Genomic DNA, 22,135 nt, shown 5'->3' with positions numbered 1-22,135 from the left:
CCATTTGCGTGGTGCGCGGACGTTTGGCGCGGCCAGCTACGGAACCTTCCATCTCAACCCCCTGTCAGTTCGATATGGTGAGAGAGGCGCGTTGCCGGCGCCGGTGGCTGCGTGGCTTCGTTGCGCCACGCCTGGAACATGAGCAGAGGCCACAAATCGCGGGAATGATCTTGTTTTCCCTGCAGGTGATCGCGCCAACAGGCGCCGACCTTTGCAAAGTCGACAACTCCGTCTTCCGAGAGGCGTATTGTGGCGATGATATCCGTTGCCCAGGCGCGCAGCGGCCCTTTCAGCCAAGCCCCGACTGGAACGTCGAAACCTTGCTTGGGCCGATCGACCAGTCGCCGCGGGACATAACGGTCAAGGAGCTGGCGAAGTATCCATTTACCCTTGCCATTCCGAACCTTGGCATTGGTCGGCAGTCGCCACGCGTATTCGATGACGCGATGGTCCAGGATCGGGCACCGCCCCTCGAGGCTGTTGGCCATGGTGGCGCGATCGAGCTTCACCAGGATATCGCCGGGCAGATAGCCGGTCATGTCGTCGAACAGCAGACGGGATAGGAGGTCGTCGAGCTCTGCTGCACGGGCCTTGGTTGCCGGCGGCCTGTGATGAACAAGGTTGTTGGCCGAGGACTCGGTCAGCCGCTGAAGCAGTTCGTCCTCATTTGCAGCCGCGAGCAGGCGGGCGAGGCGATTCAGGCGGTCACTGCGCAATCCGTGCCGCGCGTTCGCCGAAAGCGGCAGCCTGCCGAAGACATCTTTCCGGGAGGCCTGGGCCAGCAATCCGGCCCCAGCCGCCAACATCCGGCGAAGTGGGGATGGAAGCTCATGCTGCCTTCTGAGGCGGGCCGCGAGGAAGTGCCGGGAATAGCCCGCAAAGCACTCGTCACCACCGTCGCCCGACAGCGCTACGGTCACGTGTTGCCGGGCGAGGCGCGACACCAGCAGTGTCGGTATCTGTGACTCATCGGCGAACGGCTCGTCCCAGATCCGTGGCAGTTCCGGAATGACCTCACGCGCGGCGGCCGGTGAAAGGTGAAGTTCGGTGTGGTCGGTGCCCAGATGTCGTGCAACCGCGGCCGCATGAGGGGCTTCGTCGAACCCGCTCTCACCGAACGCGATGGTGAAGGTGCGGACGGGCTTCCGCGACTGTGCCTGCATCAGGGCGACGACCGTCGAGCTGTCGATACCACCCGACAGAAAGGCGCCAAGCGGCACGTCGGCGACCATTCGTTCGCCGATGGCAAGGCGAAGCAGACGATCGAGCTCGGCCGTAAGTTCCTCGTCACTGCCGGTGAGCGGTTCCCGCAGCGCCGTGCTGGCGACATCGGCCAGCGACCACCAGCGTCGAATGCGACGCGCAAGCGAGCCTGCACCGCGGGTATTGGCGAAATCCGCCGCCGTCACGGAAAGGACGGAACCGGGTGGCAGCTTGAACACGCCCTGCCAGATGCAACTGTCATCCGGCACCCACCCTTTCGAAAGCATTGTCGCCGCGGCGTCGATATCGAGTTCCGGGGCGAACCCGGGGAAACAAGTGATCGCCTTCAGCTCCGAGGCAAAGACGAGCGCCTCGCGTGTCGAGGCGACGTAGAGCGGCTTCTTGCCCATTCGGTCGCGGGCGAGGTGAAGGATACGGTTCTTCAGATCCCACAGCGCAAAAGCGAACATGCCGGCGAAGCGCGCGAGCGCGGCGTCGAGACCCCAGCTTTCAATCGCGCACAGCATGATTTCGGTGTCGCTGGTGCCACGGAAATGGTGGCCCGCCCCTTCCAGCTCGCGGCGCAGATCGCGAAAATTGTATATCTCGCCATTGAAGGTAATGACATACCGGCCGCTGGCGGAATGCATCGGCTGGCGGCCCGCCTCCGACAGGTCGACGATGGCCAGACGCCGATGGCCGAAGGCGATGCCGGCTTCGCGGCTCATCCAAAATGCCTCGCCATCAGGTCCACGATGACGAAGGGCCATCGTCATCGGCCCGATCGCCCGCAGCGCGTTCGTATCGGCCGCGTCGGGCGCCAAGAGAATTCCAGCGATCCCGCACATCCTAATATCTCCTCTGGCGAACGATGGCGGGGATCGCCTGTGGCGTCCCCGCGACAAGGCAGAGCGTCACGGAGAACCACACGATCGGATGGCGGATAATCAGGTGCGGGGCACTGAACACAACGATCGATACCATGAGCGCCACGAGGGCATCCAATCTCGCACGCCAGGCGGACAAGGCGGCAGAGCCGAGGATCCACAGGAGCGCCATGACTGAAATCAAGCCACCCTGGGTATAGAGATCGAGGATCGTGCTATGGGCCTCGAAAGGCCGAGGCAGAAACTGCTGATTGGTGATGGGGGGACGTTCAAGGTGAGGCCCGGGGCCGAGGCCGAGCGACCCCGATCTTGCCCCCTTGTCCAGTGCCTCGTCCCAAAGGTAGAGGCGAAGCTCGGCGGTTTCCGCGGTGGCTTGCCCGCCCTTGTCCTTGGTAAGGCTCTTGGCGAAGTTTTCGGCGCTGGCGGCGTCGCCGAGGGCGTAAGGCGCGACGGAGATCGCCAACGGAACGAACGCAACCGTGAACAGGAGGGCAATTTGCCGTGAAAGGCTAACCTTGCCGCCATCGATTGCAAGCCAAGCCCGAATCCGCAGCCCGAGAAGGATCAGGCAAGCCAGGATTGTCGTGTAGAGATAGGTATCGCTCTTTGTCAGCCTTCCGACGTAGAAGGTGAGGATCAGGCTGGTTAGCCCAAAGCACCTCCCCCACGGATTGCGGGTGGTTACGGCAAGATGCAGGGCCAGCGGACCAAGGAGAGCGCAATAGAGCGCAAGCTGGTTCGGATTGTCGGACCAACCGCTGAAGCGGTCCCAATACCAGGGATTGACGCCAGATTGATGGATCCAGCCCCACCCAAGCCCCAGTTGAACAACAAAGCATGCATTCGCGACAGCAATGATCCACCAGCCCGTGTTGCGTAGACGGCGACCGGCGTCGGGCTCCGCCGCGGCCAGGCAGGTGATGAAGACCAACAGCACATACGCCATCGTGTCATGCATCAACGGAGCGATGAACAGGACGGTCGTCAGATAGCCGACGATTGTCCCAACACTCAGGGCAAGCGTCAGGATCAGCCAGAAACGTGCAAGCTGGGCCAGGGCCGGCGTGAACTCCAATCGGCCGCCCGCGAGAACCCGCACGATCGACAGCAATATCCAAAGCGCGAGGAACAATTCGCTGTAGCCGAACGGCAGGCCTGGGATGCTGAGTCGGACCGCATAGGACATTGCGATGCCGCAGGCCAGGAGCGCATCACGGATCATTGCCGCGCCTCCCCCAGTCGGGGGCTCCGCGCGCTCTCTTCCATCAGGATCGCGGGGGCCGATCGAGCTAGACTGCCCCGGTACTTTGCCCCGAGGACGGTCTTGTACAGCTCGCAATACTGATCGACGACCCACGACAGCGAAAAGCGCTCCCGGACAAGTCCGACGGAACGGCCGCCCATGATTTTTCCACGGGCGCGATCGGACAGGATCTCGATTATCCTGGATGCGAAGCCATCCACATCGCGCGGCGCGACGAGATAACCGTTCCAGCCATCTTCAACCACGTCATTGCAGCCGGGCATCCGCGAGGCGACGATCGGCAATCCGGACAATCCCGCCTCCAGCAGGACACGCGGAATACCCTCGCGATATTGCGTCGGAAACGCGAACAGATCGGCCATGCCAAGGAGGGCCGGAACATCCTGTCGCGATCCCAAGGCAATGACGTGAGGCGCATATCGATCGATATCGGCCTTGTTGACCGCGAACGGTCCCTCCGAGTCCTGCGGACCGACAAGGACGAAACGCGCATTGGGTCTTTCGGAAAGGACACGGGGAACCGCCTTGAGGAGGGTCGGAATCCCCTTCTGGCGGGTCAGGCGGCCGACAAAGATTATGATTTCGGCCGACTGAAGCCCAAGGCTCTCGCGCATCGTCGTGGCCGAAGGGCCACGATACCTTGCTGTCGAGAATGCCGTCGGCTCGATGCCAGAACTGCGGACCAGCCGCGCTTTGTCGTGACCAACCAGCCGATAGCGTTCGAAGAAGGCCTGATCGTCGCGATTCTGGAAGACGGTCATGGCTGTCCATAAGGATGCCAGTCCCTGAAGGCCGCAGAAGATCGGACGCAAGGCCAGAGCCCGCGGTTCGAGGGACGAGAATGTCCAACCAAGGCCATTGATGGTGCGGACAACCGGCACCTGCCCGCGCACGGCCAAAGGGGTCAAAAGATTGGGCTTAGTGTCGAAACTTTGAACGATGTCCGGACGCAGTTCCGACATCAATTTGCGGACCGCGCCAAGAGCTCCCCATTCCCCGCCGCCGCTGGTAAAGCGGTCAAATCCCAATCGGCGATGCGCAATGCCATGAAGAGAGAAGGCGTTGCCCACATCGCTCGATACGGCGGTGACCCGGAAGCCCCTTTCGCGCAGCGCCAGCAGGAACGGAATTCTAAGACGATGATCCTCGCCTCCAACACAGACCAGGTGGGGGTTCATCCTGCCCCTCCAGGACGCCGGCGGTATCCCGGTCGCGCGAAATGGCTGGCTCTAGGATCTGCTCTCATGGTCCGGCTTCATTGCCCCTATGTATGCGCACGACACCCAAATCCACGCTAGGAGCAGGCCTTCCCGCTGTCCTCGTCTGTTTGAATGAAGCAGGGCTTCAATGATGCGGCGATGCACCTGAACCCCTTCATGTCGGATCGGCGAGTTCGGCCGGAATCATTCGTTCTAACGATGCCACGGCCAAGATGGTCGCGTACGACACTGCAAAGCCGGTCAGCAAAAAAAGGGGGTCGTGTTGGAAGCGTTCGAGCGCACGCGTTCTTCAGAAGGCCTCCCTTTGCGCGCCTTGCAGTCCGTCCCAGGGCCGGCGAAGGAGCGGGATGTCGCGATGACGCGCGACAATGGTGCTCAAGACGGTTTCACATGGAAGCAGGCATCCACCCGCCCTCTGGACATGGACGGACCGGCAAGCACTGCCTACCAAACGATGTGCGATGACTTCTCCGAAAAATCGGCGTTCTGGCACCTCGAGAGAATTGTCGGGAAATATCCGGACAAGATCGCGATCAGCGACGGCTCGACATCCCTCAGCTTCCTGGAATTGTTGAACGCGGTCCAAAACCTGGCAGGTGCGATTGCCGGTTCAGTTCCAATGGGTGCGGCAGTCGGGCTTCTGATCGGGAATACCCTCTGGTACCCGGTGGCCATGCTTGCCGCCATGCGTGCGGGCAGGCCCGCCGTGCCGCTAAACCCGCGAGATCCATTTCAGCGCCTCGCGGCGATTGCCGCCAGCGCGGGGCTGGCTGCAATCGTAAGGCCAGGGCCGGGCAAGCCGGCAGGCTGGCCTGATGCCTCGCCCCTGAAATGGATCGATGCGGGAAGCTGCATGGCCGCAACGCCGGACGGCATCCTACCGGCGCTGCCACCAGACGTGCCGGTCGATTCGCCGGCGATCGTCCTGTACACGTCAGGCAGCACCGGAGCCCCGAAAGGCGTCGTGAACAGCCAGCGGGCGATCCTCCAGCGGGTGCAGCAATATGTCGATGCTTGCCACATCGGCCCCGACGATGCGTTCATGCCGTTGACCGGCCCGGCGACGATCGCGGGCTGCCGCGAGATGATGACCCCGATGCTGTGCGGCGCCACATTGTACCTTTTGGACATTGAGAGTGCCGGCATCCGCGCGGCGCGCGACAATTTCCAAAAATGGCGGGTGACGATCGCCTATCTCGTGCCGGCGCTGCTGCGTGTGTTGATGACCGATTCAGCGCCGGACGCATTCTCGTCACTGCGGGTCGTGCGGGTCGGCGGAGAAAAAGTGTTGTGGTCCGACATCGACCGGCTTCGCGACAATGTCCCTGAGTCCTGCCTTGTCCAGATCAGCTATTCGTCCACGGAAACGACCGGCACGCAGTGGTTCCTGCCGAGGGATTACCCGGAGTGCGGCGCGACGGTCCCGGTCGGCTTCGTCCTTCCCGGCATCGAATACACCGTGGTGGATGAGAATGGATACGAGGTCGCCCCCGGCGACGAAGGGGAGTTGCTGATCAGGGGCAACTACACCACGCTCGGCTATTGGGCGGACGGGGGACATGTCCCTCTTCGTGCAAGCTCCGCCAATCCCCGGCTTCGGATCTTCGCAACCGGCGATCTGGTCAAGGTCGACGGCACCGGAATGATGTGGATCGTCGGACGAAAGGGACGCCAGATAAAGATCAACGGAAGACGGGTCGAGCCTGCCGAACTGGAACTCGTCCTGCGCCGGGCGCCCCAAGTGAGTGATGCCGTCGCCGTGGTGACGGACGCGAATGAACTGGTGGCCTTTGTCGTTCCCGCGAGAACTGGCGCAAGCGAAATCATACCCGAATTGCGGGACTTGATCAGGACAGCCCTGCCGCCGGCAGTTCATCCAACGCGACTGCACAGTATTGCCGAGATACCGCAGCTCAAGGGCGGCAAGGTCGACAGTGTCAAGTTGCGGGAACTGGATCGCGCACTGGACGCGCAAGGCGCCCAGAGCCCGCCAGACGCCCGGCAGGCGGTGAACCCGCTCGATATCGAAGGCGTGGCAGCGGCCGTGTGGGAGAGGATACTTCCCGGCAAGAAGGCGGCTGGCAGCCACTGGGACGATGCCGGCGGCGATTCACTGAAGCTGCTGCAATTCGTCATGGAACTTGAGACGGCTCTGGGACGGGAACTCAACTTGGATGCCTTCACCGTCGGAATGAGTTTTGCCGACGTCGTCAGGGCAGCGTCCGCAGGGCAAGATACAAGCGGCGTGCTCGTCGAGGCGTCCGACCCCAGGCCGCTTTTGTTTATTGTGCCAGGATCGATCGGCTACGGGCCCAGCCTGGCGGCTTTCGGCGTCGAGATGAGCGATGTCGCCAGGGTTGTCGCCATTCGCTATGGCGACCTCAACGATCTACTGAAGGGGCATGGCACCATACCGCGGATGGTGGATGCGGTTGTCGAGCAGATCAGCCAGGTCCAGCCTGATGGCGACGTGAAGCTGATCGGCTATTCGCTTGGCGGCGGCGTCGCGTTCGAGGTTGCCGCCAAACTTGTTGCAGCGGGTCGATCGGTCACGTTCCTGGGAATCCTCGACACCAATATCGGGCCTGGGCAGCACGATTACCGTGAAACTCTCGCTCGCACCGTCCAGCGCATCCGTTCGCATAGAGTGACGGCGGATCGCATGATGTTACGGGCTCTCGCGAAAGCATTTGCCAGATTTGGCGCTGAAGCCCTGCTCGCCAGGGGCATCGACTGGCTGAAATGGAGGGCCTTCGCCAGAGTGCGGTTCATTTTGCGCCTTGAGCTTGAGGAAATCCTGCGGATGCGCGCATTTGGCCAATGGCTGGCGCAACCGAAGACCGCGTTGCCGATTACCGCCACCCTGTTTCGATGCAGGCGTACAGGGGTTCCGACGGATCTTGGCTGGAGTGCCTTTTTTGCCGATCTGAGCATAGTCCCGATCCTCGGCGGACACCTCGATATGCTCATCGAACCGTATCTGAGCCACAACCGTCCTTTGATAGAAAGAGCCTTTCTGGTGAGCGGCGCATAGCGCGTGGACGACCGCCATCCGCACTCTCCGAAGCGGCTGGAATGAACCAGCGCGATCCTACGCTTTCTGCAGTCCACAACAAAATCCAGCAGTGCCGCCGAGGCAGGAACAGTCCAGTCCTGCCTTGCCACGCTGGAAATATCCCTGAACAATCAACAAACCCGGAACCAGGAGCAACGTCCCATCGCGTGGACCTTTCCTCGCCGTGATCAATGATTCTATCAACGAGCGTCCGTATTTGATTTGGTTCTAATATACCCTTTCCAATAGGCAGGCGTGGGGCACCTACCGAATCAGACGAAGGATATTTGCATGACAACCCTCCATTACGCCTCGGGTGGATCGGCCTCCGAGGTCGCAAACGCCGGATTCAATCTAGTCGACGTTTCATCCGTGGACGAACTCAACGCCCTGCCGGCGGGCACGAAAGGTCTGGTCTGGCTCGATGAAGCCAATGGGGCAACCTCGTCCTTCATCCAGAAAGTCACGCCTTTTATCGGCAATCCGAAAGCGTTCGGATTCTTCCTTGTCGATGAGCCGGACCCCACCGGTAAATGGGGAACCTATGCCACCGCCGCGAACCTGAAGGCGGAATCCGACTGGATCCACACCAATGTGCCGGGCGCCAAGACCTTCATCACCATGATGAACATGGGGTCTTCCGCAAATCCCGATTTCTCAAACACTTATAATCCCGCCAACACACATATCGACTATTACGGGCTGGACCCGTATCCGGTGCGCACCGGGACAAGCACGGTCGACTACAACATGATCGACAGGACCGTGGCCGCGGCTGTCGCTTCGGGGGTCCCGCTCAACCAGATCGTTCCAGTTTATCAGACGTTCGGGGGCGGCAGCTACACGACCGATACGGGCGGCCAATATGTCCTTCCGACCGCCGCCCAGGAACAGACCATGCTGGACCACTGGTCCAAGCTGGTTCCGTCGCCCGCCTTCGACTATGCCTATGCATGGGGTTCCCAGCAGGGCGACACGGCACTTGGAAACTCGCCGGCGTTGCAAGCCCTCTTCCTTCAACACAACCAAGGCACCGCAAGCGTGCCTCCGGCCAGCGACACGACTTCGTCCGGCACCACTGTGCCCTCGACCAGCGATACGACTTCGTCCATCACCCCACCTTCGACCAGCACCACCCCTCCGATCAGCACCGCGCCTTCGACCAGCGATCACGTTTTCTACGGCACCGGCCGCGCGGATGTACTTCACGGCACCACCGGCGCCGACACGATGATCGGTGGCGGCTACAACGACACCTATTATGTCAACAACCCTGGCGACAAGGTGGTGGAACTGAAGGGCGCAGGCAACGATACCGTGCTGGCATCGGTGAGCTATGCACTGTCGGCCGGCTCGGAAATCGAGCATCTCGCCACCACGAGCCGGGCCGGCACCACTGCCATCAACCTCACGGGAAACGAGTTCTCGCAGACCATACAGGGTAATGCCGGCAACAACGTCATCAATGGCGGCGGCGGGCAAGATGTGCTGACAGGAAATGGAGGCAAGGACGTCTTCGTCTTCAATTCCGCCCTCAAGGCAGGCAATGTCGACAACATCACCGACTTCAATGTGACGCAGAACAAGATCCAGCTCGATCACACGGTGTTTGCCGGGCTTCAGGTCGGCGCCCTTCCCGCCGATGCGTTTCACACCGGCAGGGGTGCGCATGCCAGTACCGACCACATTATCTACAACAGTTCGACCGGAGCCCTCTCCTTCGACAGCGATGGTGCCGGCAGCGCTCATCAGATCCAGTTTGCCGCTCTTTCTCCGCATCTGTCGTTGACGGCATCCTCGTTCGTCGTGACGTGAACCTTTGGAACCGTCAGGCCCTCATCAAAAGGGTCTGACGTTTTCTTGAATATACCTCCGCGGAACGAAATCGCTTCGACGAACATTAGTTCGTCATGAGCGCTCGCGGCATCGAATTCCTGCAGAAATGGGTGGAGGAAAATGTTCCACCCTATTCGACGTCCGATCCGGCGCTTGCGGCGAAACTCGCCAAACAAGCGACGGCGGACGCCATCAAGGCGGGAATTCGCCCCGAGGAAATATCGGAAGAAGTCGGAAGCATGTTGACCACCATGCTTGAAGTGCTCGAAAACCCCGACACTGAATGATTGCGAGCTGACGACGTCGGCAACAGGAGAGCCCGAAGCCGGCGTGGATGTGGTTTCCGGTTGCCGCTGGATAGATCCTCGAGCGGGATTTCCGGCATAGTTTGAAATTTTTGCCTACTCCCGCTGGTTATTGGTCCCAGCTTGAGCTGTGGCACCCCTCAATCCCACCAAGCGCGGAACTATCGCCGCATCAGGCCTCGCGAGATATGCGGCCTGGATGTCTGAGGTTCGTTGGCGTGATGCCGGTATGCTGACGGAAGACGCGGCTGAAATGCCCGGCATTGCCGAAGCCGGACCTGAACGCAATTTCCCCTATCTGCAAGTCGCTGGCTTCCAGCAGCGACTTCGCGTAGTGCACCCGCAGCGCCAGATAGGCGGCCATTGGGCTGATGCCCAACTCGATGCCGAAAAGGCGCTCCAGCTGGCGCCTGGAGCAATTCAATCTGGCCGCGATTTCGGTAACCGATACCTTCTCCTGAAGATTGCTCTCCATCAAGAGCAAGGCTCGCTTCACCGGACGGCTGGAGGCTCCGGGAAACAGATCTCCGACCGGTTGAACGTCACGGATGTTCCGGATTCGATCAAGGACAAGGATCTTGGCGGCCTTTTCCGCTGCCTTGTGACCAATGAATTTCGACACGAAATAGCCGGCCAGGTCGGCTGCACCCGTGCCTCCGGCGCAAGTAGAGCGGTTGCGGTCGACGGAAAACAGACTGTCCGCATGGGCGTTTACGTCGGGGAATTTCGCCCGGAAGTCCTTGATATGAAACCAGCTGACCGCGGCACTATAACCGTCCAGCAACCCGTAGCGCGCGAGCACGAAGCTGCCCGTGCAAAGGGCGGTGAGCGGCACGCCTTTCTCGGCAGCCCGCAAAAGGAATGCCTCCTTTTCAGAACTCAAGCCGCGGTTGGTGTCGAGCAGGCCACCAACCACAACGACATTGTCGAAGTCCTCGGGATGTCCAATCTCTTTTGTCGGCAGCAGTTCTACGCCGCAGCTGGCCCTGATCGGCAGACCGCGCTCTCCGATCACCTGCCAGTCAAATTCCACGCGACGGCTTCGATCGCCCTCATCACCCGCCAGGCGCAGTGTGTCGATGAAAAGCGACAGGGGTGACAATGTGAAGTCGCGGACCAGAAGGAATGCAAATTTCTTGGACATTGGTTCAGCGCTATCCGCGATTAATTTCAGCAGGACCAAAACTATGTGTTTGGGCACAGTCTGCACAGGAAATCACCCGAAAGGAGATTATGCCCCATCCGCCTCCAAAGTCGTCCCGTCCAGGATCCATGGCCTCCCGTGCAGTCGAGCTCAACTGCGCGGCATGGCCGCCGGGCGTGCGTGCCGTTTTTGCGCCGCGATCCGAAAGATCGCGTTCGCCGCGCCATAGCCACGGTAGTCGCGCCGCCGTTCGGCGATTTCAAAGAAGAAGCCTTCGCCATTGACCGGGCTGCAAAGCTGGAAATATTCCCCCGTCTCGTCCCGATCATAGAGAATATTCGCCGCCCGCAGCCGTTCGGCGAACTCGGGATCGAGCCCTAACCGCGCTTCGATATCATCATAATAGTTTCGACTGATCGCCAGCGGTCTGAAGCCGTTTTTCGACAGCGCCTCGGCGGTGGTGAATATATTGCTCGTCTGAAAAGCCAGGTGCTGAATGCTGGAACCGAAATGCTCGGCGATGAAGTGTCCTGCAAATGTCCGATAGTTTTCAGCGCCATTCAGCGTCACCCGCAGACCGCCGGAAGAATTGAAGACCAGCTGACTATGCACCACGCCGGCAGGATCCATGATGTCGACGACCGGTGTCTTCTCCACCTCGAGAAAGGACGTATAGAACAGGACGGCGGTCAGCAGTTCGTCATATCTGACCGCCTGGGCGATATGATCGATCGTCCTCAAGCCGACGGGCGCGGCGGCGTCGCTATCTTGCTCAGCCAGGAAATCCGTGGTCCAGACGCTCGCCAATTGGCGCGTTTCGTCCAGAAAATAGAAGACGCCGCCTCCTGGGCCGAAGACGCCGGGAAGCGCCGTTTCGCTCTGGCCCGCAGGCTGGGAGAATGCCTCTGCGCCCAGGCCAACAGCCCGCTTCACCGCGTCATGGGCATTGGCAACCTTCAAGCCGACTGCATAGGCCGTCGTTCCATGCATGTTGTAGGCAGCCTTGGCGAAGCCGACCGTTTCGGTGTTGATGACGATGCGGATTTCACCTTGCTGGTAGACGACGACGGATTTCGACTTGTGGCGCGCCGTCTTGCGGAAACCCAGCGCATGAAGCAGCGCGATCAACTCGGCCGCATCTTTTTCAGCGGTGGCAAATTCGATGAAAGCGATCCCTTCGACCTTGATACGGTCCGGAAGATCCGGCATCGCCAGCCCGGCATCGGGCTCCAGCCGCCGAACCTGGTCACCCAGATAGATCAGGGACCGTCGCCCATCCATGGCAATCAGACGGGTAGAACCACCACGGAACTGGTCGTTGAATATTTCCAAGGAGTAGTAGCCATCATAGCCTGTCGCGGCAACCGCTCTCGTAAACTCCGTCACCGGCAGGTCGCCCTCGCCCGGCATGTTGCGATAGTGCCTGCTCCAGTGGAGGATATCCATATCGATCAGCGGCGCATCGGCAAGCTGGACGATGAAGATCTTCTCTTTCGGGATGGAGCGGATGGAATTGATCTCGATCTTGCGGGCGAGTATGTGGAAACTGTCAAGGATCAGCCCGACATTGGGATGATTGACATGCCGGACGATTTCCCAGGCATCACGGTAGTCGTGGATGTGCTGCCCCCAGGCCAGGGCCTCATAGCCAACCCGCAAGCCACGTTTCGCCGCGCGCTCCCCAAGATCATGAAAATCGGCCGCGGCCCTGTCCAGACCTCCCAATGCGATCGACGACACATTCGAACACACGAGCACCAGATCCGCGCCCAGCTCCTGCATAACGTCGAATTTCCGCTCGGCGCGATTGAACGTTCGGCGTCGGTGAGGCTCCGGCATGCCTTCAAAATCCCGGAATGGCTGGAATAGCGATATCTCCAGCCCGCAGTCTCGTACCATCCTCCCGACCTGACGCGGCTTTTTGTCGAACACGAGAAGGTCGTTTTCGAATATCTCGACGGCGTCGAAACCAGCCGCGGCAATCGCCGCAAGTTTCTGATCGAGCTCTCCGCTCAGGGAAACAGTGGCGATGGAGGTCCTCATCGATGATCTCCTCATCGGACCGCAAAATGAGAAACAGCTCGGACAGCTAGCGCCACGAACCGGCGTTTCAAGATTGCTCTCGTTAAGCACTGATTTGGTGGGACTTTGACGTTACTCGGGATCAGCACCCGCCGCCAGCAATATTGCGATACGACCGACAGCAAGTTGGTAGCCCTCCGTCCGTCGCTTCTGGCGAGCTTCTCACGATGCTCCCCGAAAGCGCCGTGCCGACCGACTGGCGGCGGCTTGGCTCCGATGAGGGAATGCCCGACCTTCCATCGTTACAATTGACGATGGTGCTACCGCAGCAGCTGCGTCTTCAATCCGCCAGCTCGCAGGTCATCGTCGACAGCTATGTCCTTTCGGCAAGCAAGCCGCTCGTGCTGGCCGCCATGCGGTTGGTATGTCGCGACCGAAGACCAATATGCCCCAACCGATTTGGGCATATTGTCCTATGCCGACGGAGCACTAAACTTAAGAAACTGATTTCATTCGCCATTCAAAATAGACGCGCGAGTTGCTAGCAGGCAGGGCCAAGAGGGAAGAGCGAAACACGCGGGCGCCCGAAAGCCCGCGCTCCCGCGCCATTCCGCTGCCGGTCCAGGAGAATCGAAGCGATGCCGGAACATGATCTCTACATCAAGGTGAAGTAGCCAGGCATAGGCCTTTATGTGCGCAAGGGCTCGGCTCTCCCCGATTTCGCCGATCCGAAGGAATGGCTCTTTGATGGCACGGCGGCGCAGGACCTGCTGCCTCCGAGCGTCGTGGACGGCGCCGCCGCTGACGGGCATGCGTTCCGGGATATGGATTAGGATGCTGTCAATCGCCGGGAAGAAGTCCGTCCCCAGCGCGATGGCCAGTGTTCCTGATTTCCCCCTGCCCCCCGATTTCCCATGCGGATTCCGCCGCAAATGTCCTATGATCGACAGACAGCTCGCCGTCGCGAGTCCCGCATATAATGACCTGCCTCAGCGCTACGGCTAACGCCGGCATCGCGCTTCAAACTATACTCAACGGATCGAACATGGTTTCAAGCTTGCCACCTCCCGTCTCTCAATCGGTCGCCGCCAGGCTTACGCGGGCAGCGATATTCCTGGTCGTGACGATCAATCCCGGATCGGCGTCCGAGAAAACGGTTCGCGGCTTGTGCGCCGATCTCTCCAGCCTGCTGCGCGGCGTGGGTTTCCGCAATCTCAACGGACAGCTGTCGTGCGTCATGGGGTTCGGATCCGATGCCTGGGACCGGCTGTTCGGGGCGCCGAGGCCGAAAGACCTGCATCCTTTTCGCGAAATTCGCGGCGTGCATACCGCCGTTTCGACGCCCGGCGACATCCTCTTTCACATCCGCGCTGCGAGCATGGACCTCTGCTTCGAACTTGCGACACATGTCATGTCGCGGCTCGCCGGCGCGGTCTCGACCGTGGACGAGGTGCACGGCTTCAAGTTCTTCGACGACCGCGATCTGATCGGCTTTGTCGATGGCACCGAAAACCCGGACGGCCAGGCCGCGGACGCGGCCACTCTCGTCGACGACGAGGACGCCGCCTTTGCCGGCGGCGGCTACGTCATCGTGCAGAAATACCTGCACGACATGGAGCGGTGGAACAAGGTGCCGGTCGAGGAGCAGGAGAACATCATCGGCCGGCACAAGCTGTCCGACATCGAACAGCTCGATTCCGCAAAGAAGCCTTATGCGCACAACGTCCTGACATCGATTGAAGAAAACGGAGAGCAGCTTCAGATCGTGCGCGACAACATGCCATTCGGCGAAATCGGCAAGGGCGAGTTCGGCACCTATTTCATCGGCTACGCCCGGTCCCCGCACCGTATTGAAAAGATGCTGGAGAACATGTTTATCGGCAACCCGCCGGGCACCTACGACCATCTGCTGGATTTCAGCCGCGCGGTGACGGGGTCGCTGTTCTTCGTGCCGACCGCGACCTTCCTCGACGATATCGACCCCGAGGCACGACCGGTTGCCGACACCGAAGCGAAAGTGCCGCAAGCGCCGGAGGCGCCTCGGCCGGACGCGCTTCCCAACGATGGTTCACTCGGCATTGGATCACTGAAGAAATGAGGCAGACATGAACAATCTTCATCGAGAACTGGCTCCCGTCTCCGACGCGGCCTGGGCGCAAATCGAAGACGAGGCGGCCCGTACCCTGAAGCGCCATCTGGCGGCGCGGCGTGTTGTCGACGTTGTCGGCCCAAAGGGCGTCGACTTCTCGGCTGTTGGCACCGGTCATCTCAAGCAGCTTCCCGCCTTCGGTGACGGGGTCCAATCCGCACAACGCGAGGTGAAGGCGCTGGTCGAATTGCGCGTTCCGTTCGAGCTCACGCGCCAGGCAATCGATGATGTGGAGCGCGACGCGACGGATTCGGACTGGTCACCCGTGAAGGAAGCCGCGCGCAAGATCGCCTTCGCCGAGGACCGCTCCGTTTTCGACGGATATGCGGCGGCTGGCATACAGGGCATCCGGCAAGGAAGCAGCAATCCAGCCTTGAGGCTCCCCTCCAATGTGATGAACTATGCGGAAGCTGTCGGGCACGCGGTCAGCCAGTTGCGGCTGGCTGGGGTCAATGGTCCCTACGCGCTCGTACTGGGTGCCGCCGCGTACACGGCCGCGAGCGGTGGCAGCGACGAGGGCTACCCGGTTTTCCATCATCTCGAGCGTGTGGTCGAGGGAGGGATCATCTGGGCGCCGGCCATCGAGGGTGGGTTCGTGCTTTCCACGCGTGGCGGCGATTTCGAGCTGGATATCGGCCAGGACATCTCTATCGGCTACCTCAACCATTCCGGCACGGCCGTTGAACTCTATCTCCAGGAGACCTTCACCTTCAGGCTTCTGACAACCGAGGCGGTTGTGGTGCTCGCGGCTGAAGAAGCGGCTCAACCGCGCGGCAGGAAGTAAACCACGCATATCCGGGACGCCGCCGAGGCATTCACAGGCTGCCGCGAGCGTATGGTGACGGGCTGCCGCGGAGCCTGGACAACCGTCCGCCACGCTTGATGCCCAAAACGGTTGAAATCCCACGGGGCACATGGTTGGCACGAAGGTTGCTCGTCCTATGTCATTCTATGTGCTGTGCCGGGAGCCCCCATCGTCACAGCTCCGCGCGCCGACGGCGGCAGGTGGCCTTCCCATTCCAGGAGCGCCAAAGGGGCAAGGAGACAGGGATGACTGAGCATTCATCGTCGCCGGCCGGCCCCGATTTCACCCAGGGTGTCGCTTTGGCGGATATTCCCGAGGGCGGCATGTTGTCCGGCCACGTGAACGGCAAGGCCGCATTGCTCGTGCGCCAAGGCGAAGAACTGTTCGCCGTCGGCGCAACGTGCACCCACTATGGCGGACCGCTGGCCGACGGGCTGCTGGTCGATGACACGATCCGCTGCCCCTGGCACCATGCCTGCTTCAGCCTTCGCACCGGCCAGGTTCTTCGATCACCCGCTTTGAGCGATCTCAAATGCTGGGATGTGGCGCGGCGAGACGGTCATGCATTTGTGGGCGACGAGCTGCCGACGCCACAACCGCCCAAACTGACGGCCGCGGGGCTGCCCGAATCCGTGGTCATCATCGGCGGCGGCGCGGCCGGAAACGTCGCCGCCGAAACGTTGCGCCGCGAGGGTTATCAGGGACCCGTCACGATGTTGAGCGCCGATCGTTCGCCACCATACGATCGGCCGAATTTGTCGAAAGACTATCTCGCCGGGACGGCGAAGGCCGCCTGGCTTCCTTTGCGATCGCCGAAATTCTACGCGGATCATCATATCGATGTCAGATGTGATCAACGCGCCGTCAAGCTCGATCCCGCGCGGAGAACGATAGCGCTCTCGGATGGCAGCGAGATGACCTATGGGGCACTGCTGCTTGCCACGGGCGCCGAACCCGTCCGGCTCACCGTTCCCGGCGCAACCTTGCCGCAGGTGGAAGTGCTGCGCACCCTGGCAGACTGCGATACGTTGATCGCGCGTTGCGGCACGGCGCGACACTGCGTCGTGGTCGGCGCGGGCTTCATTGGCCTCGAAGTAGCGGCGTCATTGCGAAAGCGCGGACTGGAGGTCCATGTCGTCGCGCCCGGCTCACGCCCCATGGAACGCCTCCTCGGCGCGGCGCTCGGCGACATGGTCAAGACACTTCACGAATCGCATGGGGTTGTCTTCCATCTCGGGACCACCGTGGCCGAAATCCACCAGGATGGCGTCAGACTTTCGACAGGCGTGGATTTGAGCGCCGATCTGGTGATTGTGGGGATCGGAGTGCATCCCGAGGTAAGTCTGGCGAAGCAGGCCGGCCTCGCCATGGACGGCGGGGTGCTGGTGGACGGGTTTCTTCAAACAAGCGCCGCGGCAGTCTACGCGGCCGGCGATATCGCGCGCTGGCCGGACCGCAGGACGGGAGACCGCATCCGCGTCGAGCACTGGGTGGTTGCGGAGCGCCAGGGCGCCGTTGCGGCGCGCAATATTCTGGGGCAGCGGCAGCGCTTCGCCACGGTTCCGTTCTTCTGGAGCCAACACTACGACACGACCATCAACTATGTGGGTCATGCCGAACAGTGGGATCGGCTGGACATGGATGGCGATCCTGCCGCGCGCGACTGCATGGTCAGCTATTGGCGCAGAGACAAGCGGCTTGCCGTGGCGACCGTGGGGCGTGACCTGGACAGCCTGCGGGCGGAGGCCGAGTTTGAGCAGGAGACGCCTTGAAGGACGTGCCTGCTGAAGAGACGAGGAAAACACGCGGCGAGGAGCCAAGCTTTTTTCGATACTATGATCCTGGCGACCGGGGGTTCGCCATGCCTGTTTCGGCCATGACGAATGCGAACCCTTCGCGCCAGGTCTGAAGACGCTGGAGGATGCCGCCAAGATCTGAAAAACCGCTCCGCATCTTCCTGCACATGCTTTAGGCGTTTCTCGGCAGCACCTGGAGCACCCTGGCGATGAACATGCCGAATTCGGCCATGTAGTTGCGCAGGAATTCCTGGGTTGATGCAACCGTGACCTCCCCGGCGTCGGTGACCAGGCCAGGCGTGAATTGGATATAGGCTTCAGGGGCGTTCATCTGCGGTGAGTTGCAGAAGCTCAGCACGCTGCGCAGGCCTTGCTGGGCGACCGCGGTGCCAATCGGGCCGGGCGATGTGCCAATGACCGCGGACGGCTTGCGGGCGAAGGAATTCTTGCCATAGGGACGGCTAGCCCAGTCGATGGCGTTCTTCAAGCCGCCGGGGATGGAGCGGTTGTATTCCGGCGTCACGAAAAGGACGGCGTCGACAGCGGCGATGGCATCCTTGAAGGCGCGAGCGACGGCCGGAAAGTCGGCGTCGTAGTCGTAGCTGTAGAGCGGCAAGTCCTTGAAGGAGATCTCCGACATTTCGAGTTGCGGCGGGGCAAGCTGCACCAGCGCCTTCGCGAGCTTGCGGTTGATGGATCCGCGCGCGAGGCTGCCGATGAGATAGCCGACTTTGTGCTTGGTCATTCATACCTCCTGCGTTTTGACTTGTGCTGACGATGACTTCGATCCGTGCTGGGCATGGTTCGCCATTGGCGAATGCCGCCCGCCAAGACATGCGGCAGCGTGCGTGCGAGGTTTGGGCGCCGTCATCCAGCGGTAGGGCATGCCGCAAGGTTCGTGCCAGTTCTCCGCGTCACGCAATATCATTGGCTTAAGTTGACCCTCGCTTCGTTGCTGGACTTTCCGGCCATGGCCGATAGACAAATTGCCCATAGATTTCAATAATTTGGTGCAGAAGTTGCAATGGTCAAGCCTGAGGTCTTCGACACTGGTTTCAGTGTGCACTATTATGCAACCCAGGCCCCAGCCAAGCCACGAACGCCTGCGTCGGCATCTTGCCGACTTCGTCGCGGCCCGCAACCTTGGCCGCGGATGCATCCGCAAGGAAACCCTGAGCGTTTCATCCCCGATGCGTTCCACCGAATTGCCAGGACTAAACATCTAGGCGCCTCGATCAGGGACCAGGGTCCGACCCCCTACCCATCCCGCTACCATGCGATCCGCCAGGATCGCCAGGAAGGCGATGGACAGGCCGGCGATCAGGCCCATGCCGGCATCGGCCTTGCCGAGCGCGACATAGACCGCCTGCCCGAGATCGCGCGTGCCGACGAGGGCTGCGATCGCCAGCATCGACAAGGCTGCCATAATGGTCTGGTTGAGCCCCAGCATCACCACCGGCAGGGCCAGCGGCAGCTTGGCCTGCAACAATGTTTGGGCAGGCGTCGCGCCCATCTGCTCGACCGCCTCGACGACATCGACACGCACATGCCGCAAGCCATGCTCGACGTAACGGATCGGCGGCACGATGGCGTAGAGCATGATGGCGATCAGCGCGGTGAACTCGCCGACCTTGAAGAACATCAGTGCCGGAATGAGGAAGACGAATTGCGGCATGGTCTGCAGTGCGTCGCAGATCGGCTTCAGAATGCGCGAGACGCGGTCGCTGTAGGCGGCCCAGACACCAAGCGCACCGCCTATGACCAAGCAGAGCAGCACCGCCAGCGTACAGAGGTAGAGCGACTGGATGAGCTGGGGCCACAGCCCGTTGACCAGGATCAGGGTAAAGCCGGCAAGCGCGAAAAGACCAAGCCGGATGCCCGCCACCTGTGCGGCAAGCAAGGCGACGCCGAGGATAAAGACCGGCCAGGGCAGGCCGAGGAAGCCGGTGAACAGGACCAGGCCCGCCGCCAGTGCGGCCACGCCGGCCCGCCACCCGAAGCGGTGCGCCGACAGTGCGGCGACGCCCAGGATCAGCGCGCAATATCCAGCCGTCATCGGCGGCGACAGCGCAAAACCCCAGAGTGCCGGCGTGGCGGCTCCCGAAATGCCGATCCTGAGCGGCAGCAACAGACAATAGAGGACGCTGTTGCGGATATCGTCGAAGAACCAGGCGTAGTCGCGGACCAGGCCGAGCAGCCATTGATTGACACCGCCGGCCTGCATGCGCAGCCCGCCGGCTGGCAGCAAGGTCTCGACAGGCCACAAGACACGAATGGCAATCGCCAGCACGGCGGCAAGAAACAGGAACATCGCCAGCCTGCGACCGGTCATCCATGTCATGGCGGCGGTCGGTCCGGTCGGCCGTTCCCTGGCGAAGCCGATCGTCAGGCGATCGACGAGGATGGCGAGCAGCGCGATGACCAGTCCGGACAGAATGCTCTGGCCGAACTCGGCTTTGCGCATCGATGACAGCACCTCCCAGCCGATGTCCTCGAAGCCGCCGATGATGGCGGCGACAATGACCATCGAGAGCGCCGCCATCGTCGTCTGGTTGAAGCCGATGAGCATTTGCGGCAGCGCGTTCGGCACTTCGACCTGCCAGAATTGCTGGCGGCGCGTGCAGCCGCTCATCAGCCCGGCCTCGCTGATATCGGATGGCACGCGGTCGAGCCCGAGCATGGTGTTGCGCACCATCGGCGGCGTCGCATAGATGGCGCTGGCGATCAGCCCGACAACAGGGCCGAAGCCGAACAAAAGAAGCAACGGGATGAGATAGGCGAAGGCCGGCACGGTCTGCATCAGGTCGAGTGCGCCGAGCAGTGCGGGCCGCAACCCCGGTCTGCCATGACCCAGCACGCCAAGCCAAAAGCCGAGCACAACGGAGATCGGTACGGCCAGCAGCACCAGCGACAGCGTGCTCATGCTTTGCGGCCAGTAGCCGGCAAACAGGATGTAGGCGAGCGCCAGAACGGCGAAGACCGCCAGCCGAATGCCGCTCGATTTCAGCGCAAGCGCCGCGACCGCCAGCATCACCGCCGGCCACGGCAGCCATACCAGCACCAGGCGCGCGCCGCGCATGGGTGCATCGAGCACAGCGGACAGGGCGCGGAATGCGGGCTGGACGACGGTCACGACCGTATCGGTGACCAAATTGATGGCCGGTGCGAACGGCAGCGTCCATTCCTTCGGAAATGTCACCAGCCAGGGGAAATCGGCCTTCAGCACGAGACATAATGCGGCCAGTACGATGAATGCGTACCAGGGTAGAAGCGCCGGCTCGATCGCGACCCTGGGCGAGGATCGAAACGATGCGGCTGGCGCGGTCATGGCCGTGTGCGCCTTTTCTGTTCCCGCTCCAACACGGCAAGCACGGAACCGGCGCCAAGCAGCCGCGGCGGACTGGCGCCCTCGCCCGGCACGGTGAAGGCGCCGATACCGGACGCCAGACGTGGAATCAGGTCCTCGAGGCTGGCACCGGCAGCGACGCTTTCGTCCGGCATCGTGGCTCCGTTCGCCGGCGCCGCCAGATCGCCCGCCTTGATGACGCGCAGCAGCGGCATGTCCTCGGTGAACTGCGCCACATAGTCGTCGGCGGGATTGAGCACGATATCGGCAGGCCGGCCGATCTGGACGATCTTGCCGGCGCGCATGATGGCGAGGCGGTCGGCCAGCCGGAAGGCCTCGGCCATGTCGTGAGTGATGAAGACGATGGTTTTCTGCAGCATGCGCTGAAGGCGCAGGAACTCGTCCTGCATCTGCCGCCGGATGAGCGGATCGAGCGCCGAGAACGGCTCATCGAGGAACCACAGCTCCGGGCCGACGGCGAGCGAACGGGCAATGCCGACGCGTTGCTGCTGGCCACCGGAAAGCTGGTGCGGAAAAGAAGTCTCGCGGCCTTCGAGACCGACGAGCGCGATCATCTCGCGGGCGCGGGCTTCGCGCTCCTTCACCGGCTTGCCCTGGATCTTCAGCGGGAAAGCCACATTGCCCAGAATGGTCAGATGCGGCAGCAGGCCGAAATTCTGGAACACCATGCCCATGGCGTGGCGGCGCAGTTCGATCAGTTCCTTGCCGGAGACTTTCGAGAGATCGCGGCCATCGAGCAGTATTTCGCCGGCGCTCGGCTCGACCAGCCGCGACAGGCAGCGTACCAGCGTCGACTTGCCTGAGCCGGACAACCCCATGATGACGAAGATCTCGCCGGTGGCGACCTCGAAAGTGGCATCGACCACGGCGGGCAGATGCGCTTCGGCACGCAGTCGCTCGGCCAGGACGTCGGGTTCGATGATGTAGCCGCGTGAATCGAAATAATAGGCGGGACGCCGCCCATAGACCTTCCAGACATTGCGGCAGGCTAGTTTTATCTCTCTGGCGGCCGCGCTCATCGTCGGCCGCCCGCACCAAGCAAGCGTCCAGTTCCCGGATCATCGGGAACCGAGCGGCAGCTA

The 22,135-nt window shown here is 61.7% G+C and carries 14 protein-coding genes; 6 read left to right on the top strand and 8 right to left on the bottom strand.

What is annotated here, in order from left to right; all coding sequences use genetic code 11:
• Positions 1 to 53 precede the first annotated feature (53 nt).
• Genes asnB through FJ958_RS22775 form a run of 3 tightly spaced genes read right to left on the bottom strand, consistent with a single transcriptional unit; the run spans position 54 to position 4,532 of the window.
• Positions 54 to 2,051 carry an asparagine synthase (glutamine-hydrolyzing) gene (gene asnB, locus FJ958_RS22785; RefSeq protein WP_140745662.1) on the bottom strand — a complete coding sequence of 666 codons (1,998 nt, stop codon included), beginning with the start codon at positions 2,049 to 2,051 and terminating at the stop codon, positions 54 to 56.
• 1 nt (position 2,052) lies between these two features.
• The gene (locus tag FJ958_RS22780; protein WP_140745660.1) at positions 2,053 to 3,312 is read right to left on the bottom strand and encodes a polymerase; all 1,260 of its coding nucleotides are present in this window, start codon (positions 3,310 to 3,312) and stop codon (positions 2,053 to 2,055) included.
• Entirely contained in the window at positions 3,309 to 4,532 is a 1,224-nt protein-coding gene (locus tag FJ958_RS22775; RefSeq protein WP_140745658.1) for a glycosyltransferase, read from the bottom strand. Before FJ958_RS22775 ends, FJ958_RS22780 begins: the two co-directional genes overlap by 4 nt.
• A 397-nt stretch (positions 4,533 to 4,929) precedes the next feature.
• On the opposite strand from FJ958_RS22775, the gene FJ958_RS22770 reads away from it, so the two are divergent.
• The 3 genes from FJ958_RS22770 to FJ958_RS22760 all read left to right on the top strand — a co-directional run bounded on the left by FJ958_RS22770 (position 4,930) and on the right by FJ958_RS22760 (position 9,752).
• Positions 4,930 to 7,608, top strand: coding sequence for an AMP-binding protein (locus tag FJ958_RS22770; RefSeq protein ID WP_140745656.1), 2,679 nt, complete (start codon positions 4,930 to 4,932; stop codon positions 7,606 to 7,608).
• Between the two features lie 312 nt (positions 7,609 to 7,920).
• The gene (locus FJ958_RS22765) at positions 7,921 to 9,444 is read left to right on the top strand and encodes a calcium-binding protein (RefSeq protein ID WP_140745654.1); all 1,524 of its coding nucleotides are present in this window, start codon (positions 7,921 to 7,923) and stop codon (positions 9,442 to 9,444) included.
• Positions 9,445 to 9,539: 95 nt separating this feature from the next.
• The gene (locus FJ958_RS22760) at positions 9,540 to 9,752 is read left to right on the top strand and encodes a DUF768 domain-containing protein (protein ID WP_140745652.1); all 213 of its coding nucleotides are present in this window, start codon (positions 9,540 to 9,542) and stop codon (positions 9,750 to 9,752) included.
• A 190-nt stretch (positions 9,753 to 9,942) separates the two neighbouring features.
• Here FJ958_RS22760 and FJ958_RS22755 read toward each other — a convergent pair whose 3' ends face one another.
• On the bottom strand, positions 9,943 to 10,914 hold the full coding sequence (locus tag FJ958_RS22755; protein WP_140745650.1) for a GlxA family transcriptional regulator: 972 nt from the start codon (positions 10,912 to 10,914) through the stop codon (positions 9,943 to 9,945).
• Positions 10,915 to 11,064: 150 nt separating this feature from the next.
• Positions 11,065 to 12,957, bottom strand: coding sequence for a sugar phosphate isomerase/epimerase and 4-hydroxyphenylpyruvate domain-containing protein (locus FJ958_RS22750; protein ID WP_140745648.1), 1,893 nt, complete (start codon positions 12,955 to 12,957; stop codon positions 11,065 to 11,067).
• Positions 12,958 to 13,981: 1,024 nt separating this feature from the next.
• Here FJ958_RS22750 and FJ958_RS22740 point away from each other — a divergent pair.
• The 3 genes from FJ958_RS22740 to FJ958_RS22730 all read left to right on the top strand — a co-directional run bounded on the left by FJ958_RS22740 (position 13,982) and on the right by FJ958_RS22730 (position 17,662).
• Positions 13,982 to 15,034, top strand: a complete 1,053-nt coding sequence (locus FJ958_RS22740) for a Dyp-type peroxidase (protein ID WP_140745646.1) — start codon at positions 13,982 to 13,984, stop codon at positions 15,032 to 15,034.
• 7 nt (positions 15,035 to 15,041) lie between these two features.
• Positions 15,042 to 15,869: a family 1 encapsulin nanocompartment shell protein gene (locus tag FJ958_RS22735; RefSeq protein WP_140745644.1), complete on the top strand. Its 828-nt coding sequence runs from the start codon at positions 15,042 to 15,044 to the stop codon at positions 15,867 to 15,869.
• 266 nt (positions 15,870 to 16,135) lie between these two features.
• Positions 16,136 to 17,662, top strand: coding sequence for an FAD-dependent oxidoreductase (locus tag FJ958_RS22730; protein ID WP_140745643.1), 1,527 nt, complete (start codon positions 16,136 to 16,138; stop codon positions 17,660 to 17,662).
• Positions 17,663 to 17,858: 196 nt separating this feature from the next.
• On the opposite strand, the gene FJ958_RS22725 is transcribed toward FJ958_RS22730, so the two are convergent.
• From FJ958_RS22725 to FJ958_RS22715, 3 genes are all read right to left on the bottom strand, one after another.
• On the bottom strand, positions 17,859 to 18,431 hold the full coding sequence (locus tag FJ958_RS22725) for an NADPH-dependent FMN reductase (RefSeq protein ID WP_140745641.1): 573 nt from the start codon (positions 18,429 to 18,431) through the stop codon (positions 17,859 to 17,861).
• A 477-nt stretch (positions 18,432 to 18,908) separates the two neighbouring features.
• Positions 18,909 to 21,014, bottom strand: a complete 2,106-nt coding sequence (locus FJ958_RS22720; protein ID WP_140745640.1) for an ABC transporter permease subunit — start codon at positions 21,012 to 21,014, stop codon at positions 18,909 to 18,911.
• Positions 21,011 to 22,072 carry a betaine/proline/choline family ABC transporter ATP-binding protein gene (locus FJ958_RS22715; RefSeq protein ID WP_140745638.1) on the bottom strand — a complete coding sequence of 354 codons (1,062 nt, stop codon included), beginning with the start codon at positions 22,070 to 22,072 and terminating at the stop codon, positions 21,011 to 21,013. Before FJ958_RS22715 ends, FJ958_RS22720 begins: the two co-directional genes overlap by 4 nt.
• Positions 22,073 to 22,135 lie beyond the last annotated feature (63 nt).

Source organism: Mesorhizobium sp. B2-3-5 (genome assembly GCF_006442395.1).
In the GTDB taxonomy this organism is placed as follows: domain Bacteria; phylum Pseudomonadota; class Alphaproteobacteria; order Rhizobiales; family Rhizobiaceae; genus Mesorhizobium.
Note: the sequence above shows the minus strand (reverse complement) of the source record. Positions and strands in the feature narration are given on the sequence as shown.